A 5274-nucleotide genomic window follows, 5' to 3' on the forward strand; every position below is an offset into this window, starting at 1 on the left:
GTTCGTTCCTGGCGGACGATTCGGCGTGCGCGGCATCGACCGCTCCGAAATGGAGCGACGGTTCGCGTCCGGCTGGACGCTGGTGTCCGCCGGCGACGAGCAGGAGCTCGACCGCGAGAAAACCCCGACGCGTTACTACCTCTTCCAGCGCCGCGACACTTAAACCTCGACGACGACGCGCCGCGTACCTACGCAGTGGTTTAAGTTTCGATGCTCCGCCGCCGTCGTCAGCTAGCAATCAGCGGCCGCCGAGGAATACCGTGCGGTGGTGGCTTCTCGACACAACTTGTTCCGGGTCTTTTACGGTCTCGGCTTCACCCCGTGGGACGGTCACGCGCATGCGAAAACGCTGCGGGAGCTGATTGAGGGAACCGCTGACACACCAGCATTGCCGCCAGCAGCGGCGCTGGATGTTGGATGTGGCGCCGGAGACTCGTCGGTTTACTTGGCGCAGCACGGTTGGCACGTCACCGGGGTTGACTTCGTCCCGAAGGCGCTCGATAAGGCCCGCGCTAAGGCTCGTGCTGCCGGCGTGCCGATCGAGTTCATGCACGCTGACGTCACACATCTAAGTCGCGCCGGGATCGATACAAAGTTTCAGTTGATCGTGGACAACGGCTGCCTACACGGCATGAGTGACGGCGATCGTGACCTTTACGTCCAGGAGATCACGGCGGCCGCCGCCCCCGACGCGCGGCTGTTGATTGTCGCTGCCAAACCCGGTGGCCCGGTTGGATTTCTGGGGCTCGACGAGGCGGAGGTAGAGCGACGGTTCACGCCCGGATGGACGGTGCTGTCGGCAGCACAAGAACCATTGACATTTGCTAAAGGCCCGGCTAACCGATACACACCGATCGCGTTTGTCCGCAATCGGTTCGCGGCGAACTGCTATGTGCTGCAGCGCGCCGCCTAGGTCAGCGAGTCCGGCGGCAGGAAGCGGTCGCCGTACTTGGCCGCCAGCTCGCGAGCCCGGGCGACGAAGGCTTCCTTGCCCGTACCGGTCGGGCCTTGGTAGCCGACGATGTACTGCGCGCTACCACCAGTCCACGGCGGGAAGCCGATGCCCATGATCGACCCGATGTTGGCGTCGGCGGTCGACGTCAACACGCTTTCATCAAGGCACTTCTGGGTTTCCAGCGCCTCGGCGAACAGCATCCGGTCGATCATGTCCTGCAGCGGCGGCTCCGAGGAACCGGATTTGAACGTCTCGCGCAGGCCCGGCCAGAGCTGGGTGCGCTTGCCGTCGACGTATTCGTAGAAGCCGGCACCCTTCAAGCGGCTGGGCCGGCCGATCTCGATCATCTTCTCGACGACGGCTTCTGCCGGGTGCGGCTCGTAGCTGCCGCCGGCGTCCTCGATACCCTTGCGGCTAGCGACCGCGATCTTGTGCATCAGCTCCAGGTTGAGCTCGTCGGAGAGCTGCAGCGGCGGCGCCGGGTAGCCGGCCTGCGAACCGGCGTGCTCGATGCTGGCGGGTTCCACGCCCTCGCCCAGCATCGCCAGCGCCTCGTTGACGAAGGTGCCGATGACCCGGCTGGTGAAGAAGCCGCGGCTGTCATTGACGACGATCGGGGTCTTGCCGATGGCCAGTGTGTAGTCGAACACCCGGGCCAGTGCCTCGTCAGATGTCTTCTCGCCCTTGATGATTTCGACCAGCGGCATCTTGTCGACCGGCGAGAAGAAGTGGATCCCGATGAAGTCCTCTTGCCGCTTCACGCCGGTAGCCAGACCGGTTATCGGCAGCGTCGACGTGTTCGACCCGAGCAGCGCGTCGGGTTCGACGACGTCCTCGATCTCCTGGAACACCTTGTGCTTGAGTTCCTGGTTCTCGAATACCGCCTCGATCACGAAGTCGACGCCCTTGAAGTCGGCGGGGTCTGCGGACGGGGTGATGCGAGCCAGCAGCGCCTTGCTCTTCTCCTCGGTGGTCTTGCCACGCTGAAGTGCTTTGGCCTCAAGGTTTTCCGAGTAGTTCTTGCCCTTCTCCGCGGCCTCGATGCTGACGTCCTTGAGCACCACGTCGAAGCCGGCCTTGGCCGACACGTAGGCGATACCGGCGCCCATCATGCCCGCGCCCAGCACACCGATCTTGTTGATCTTGACCGGCTCGATACCGTCCGGTCGCGAACCGCCACCGTTGATGTGCTGCAGGTCGAAGAAGAACGCCTGGATCATGTTCTTGGCGACCTGGCCGGTGACCAGAGAAGTGAAGTACCGGCTCTCGATGCGGCTGGCAGTGTCGAAGTCCACCTGAGCGCCCTCGACGGCCGCGTCGAGGATGGCCCGCGGCGCCGGCATCGGCGCGCCCTTGAGCTGCTTTTTCAGCAGCGCCGGGAACGACGGCAGGATGCCGGCCAGCGCCGGGCTGGACGGGGTACCGCCAGGCATCTTGTAGCCCTTGGCATCCCACGGCTGCGTGTGCGAGTCGGGGTTGGCCTTGATCCATGCCTTGGCCGCGGGCACTAGCTCCTCGACCGAGCCGACCAACTCGTCGACGAGCCCGTTCTCCTTGGCTTGCGCGGGCTTGAACCGGGTGCCCTGCGACAGGATGTTCATGAAGGCGTTCTGGATGCCGAACATCCGCACGGTGCGCGTCACGCCGCCGCCACCCGGCAGCAGGCCCAGCGTCACCTCGGGCAGACCGACGACCAGACCCTTGACGTCGGCGGCGATCCGGTGGTGACACGCCAGCGCGATCTCCAGGCCGCCGCCGAGCGCTGCACCGTTGATCGCGGCCACCACCGGCTTGCCCAGCGTCTCCAGGGCGCGCAGGTCGCGCTTGACCGACTCGACGGTGTCGAACGCCTCGCCGGCATTCTCCGGGCCGAGTTTGATCATGCCCTTGAGATCACCGCCGGCGAAGAAGGTCTTCTTCGCGCTGGTGATAACCACGCCGGTGATCGAATCCTTCTCCGCGACAAGGCGTTCGACCGCGTTGTGCATGGACTCGGCGTAATGCTCGTTCATTACGTTGGCCGACCCGGTGGGGTCGTCCAACGTCAGGGTGACGATGCCGTCAGCGTCCTTGTCCCAAGCAATGGTGTTCTCGGTCATGGTATTAAACCCTCTCGATGATGGTCGCCACGCCCATGCCGCCGCCGATGCACAGCGTGACCAGCGCGCGTCGCGCGTTGCGGCGCTCGAGCTCGTCGACCATGGTGCCGGTGATCATGGCGCCGGTGGCGCCCAGCGGGTGGCCCATCGCGATGGCGCCACCGTTGACGTTGAGCTTCTCGTCCGGGATGTCGAGGTCCTTCTGGAATTTCAGCACGACCGATGCAAACGCCTCGTTCAGCTCGAACAGGTCGATGTCGTCGATCGTCAGGCCGGAGCGGTCAAGCACCTTGCGAGTGGCGGGGGTGGGGCCGGTGAGCATGATCACCGGGTCCGCGCCGCTGGTGGCGGTGGCCACGATGCGGGCCCGCGGGGTCAGCCCCTGCGACTTGCCGGCCGCTTCGGAACCGACCAGCACCAGTGCGGCCCCGTCGACAATGCCGGAGCTGTTGCCGCCAGTGTGGACGTGGTTGATCTTTTCCACCCAGTGGTACTTCTGCAGCGCCACGTCGTCGAAACCGCCCGCCTCACCGATGCCGTCGAATGCGGTCTTCAGCTTGCCCAGGCCGTCCGGCGTGGTGTCGGGCCGCATGTGCTCGTCATGGTCGAGGATGACCAGACCGTTCTGGTCACGCACCGGCACGACCGACTTCGCGAAATAGCCGCCCGACCAGGCGTCGGCGGCCTTCTGCTGGCTGCGCAGCGCGTAGGCGTCAACGTCGTCGCGGGAGAAGCCTTCGATGGTGGCGATCAGGTCGGCGCCGATGCCCTGTGGCACGAAGCCGATCTGGTAGTTGGTCTCGGGGTCGGTCGCCCAGGCCCCGCCGTCCGAGCCCATCGGGACGCGGCTCATCGACTCGACACCGCCGGCCAGCACCAGGTCGTCCCAGCCGGAGCGCACCTTCTGCGCGGCGGTGTTGACAGCTTCGAGGCCCGATGCACAGAACCGGTTCAGCTGGACACCACCGGTGGTCTCGGGCAGGCCGGCTGCCAGCACAGCGGTCCGGGCGATATCACCGCCCTGGTCGCCGACCGGCGAGACAACACCGAGAATCATGTCGCTGATCAGCGTCTCGTCGAGGTCGGGGAAGCGCCTGCGCAGCTCGTCGACCAGCCCGACCACCAGGTTCAGCGGCTTGACCTCGTTCAATGACCCGTTGCGCTGCTTTCCGCGCGGCGTGCGGATGGCCTCGTAGATGAAGGCTTCTTCGGACATGGGTGATTCTCTTTCCAATTGGTTCACGACCGGGGTTTTTTGGATCTGTCCTTGGGACGCTAGTCCTCTGCACGCCACCCTAACAAAGTGCCCGTCCAACCTGTTGGTTGGGAGTGCTTCAGCGACGAGCGTCACGCTGGAGGGGCACTGATTGCCCAGCTGGGGGTACCTCCCGCTTGCGGGGGACACGCTGGAGTGGCGCTCGACGGCGCATACCCTCAAGACCCATGACGGTGTCGCGACTGCAGCCCTATGCGACCACGGTGTTCGCCGAGATGTCGGCGCTGGCCACCCGGGTCGGCGCGGTGAACCTCGGGCAGGGTTTCCCTGACGAGGACGGGCCGCCCGCCATGCTCAAGGCCGCGCAGGACGCGATCGCCGAGGGTGTCAACCAATACCCGCCGGGAATCGGCGTCGCGGCGTTGCGTGAGGCGGTCGCCGCGCAGCGCAAGAGGCAGTTCGGCGTCGACTACGACCCGGAGAGGGAAATACTGGTGACGGTCGGGGCCACCGAAGCCATCGCGTCGGCGGTGATCGGCCTGGTCGAGCCGGGCTCCGAGGTGATATTGATCCAGCCCTTCTACGACTCCTACTCCCCGGTGGTGGCGATGGCCGGCGCGCAGCGGATCATCGTGCCGCTGGTGCCCGACGGTCGCGGCTTCGCGCTCGACACCGACGCATTGCGGCGGGCGGTGACGCCGCGCACCAAGGCGTTGATCGTGAACTCGCCGCACAACCCGACCGGCACTGTGCTCAGCGCGGCCGAGCTGGCGGCCATCGCGCAGATCGCGGTGGCGGCCGACTTGCTGGTCATCACCGATGAGGTCTACGAGCATCTGGTGTATGACGGCCGCCGCCACCTGCCGCTGGCCGGTTTCGACGGGATGACCGAGCGCACCATCACGATTTCGAGCGCGGCGAAGATGTTCAACTGCACCGGCTGGAAGATCGGATGGGCTTGCGGGCCAGCCGAACTCATCCTCGGCGTGCGAGCGGCCAAACAG

At 65.7% G+C, this 5274-nt stretch carries 4 protein-coding genes and 1 pseudogene; 3 read left to right on the plus strand and 2 right to left on the minus strand.

The genetic code is table 11. From position 1 onward, the window contains the following. Positions 1-163 (plus strand): annotated as a pseudogene (locus tag WAN71_RS06550) (SAM-dependent methyltransferase); the annotation flags it as partial. Between the two features lie 105 nt (positions 164-268). Continuing rightward, positions 269-913 (plus strand): class I SAM-dependent methyltransferase, encoded by a 645-nt coding sequence (locus WAN71_RS06555; RefSeq protein WP_422224555.1) that lies wholly within the window; start codon positions 269-271, stop codon positions 911-913. Here WAN71_RS06555 and WAN71_RS06560 read toward each other — a convergent pair. Further along, positions 910-3054, minus strand: a complete 2145-nt coding sequence (locus WAN71_RS06560) for a 3-hydroxyacyl-CoA dehydrogenase NAD-binding domain-containing protein (protein WP_422224556.1) — start codon at positions 3052-3054, stop codon at positions 910-912. The two genes, WAN71_RS06555 and WAN71_RS06560, sit on opposite strands and share 4 nt — an antisense overlap. 4 nt (positions 3055-3058) lie before the next feature. After that, entirely contained in the window at positions 3059-4270 is a 1212-nt protein-coding gene (locus tag WAN71_RS06565) for an acetyl-CoA C-acetyltransferase (protein WP_422224557.1), read from the minus strand. Positions 4271-4497: 227 nt separating this feature from the next. On the opposite strand from WAN71_RS06565, the gene WAN71_RS06570 reads away from it, so the two are divergent. After that, a partial coding sequence (locus WAN71_RS06570; RefSeq protein ID WP_422224558.1) for an aminotransferase class I/II-fold pyridoxal phosphate-dependent enzyme occupies positions 4498-5274 on the plus strand: 777 nt, incomplete at its 3' end.

Origin of the sequence: Mycobacterium sp. (assembly GCF_049280035.1) — a bacterium.
In the GTDB taxonomy this organism is placed as follows: domain Bacteria; phylum Actinomycetota; class Actinomycetes; order Mycobacteriales; family Mycobacteriaceae; genus Mycobacterium.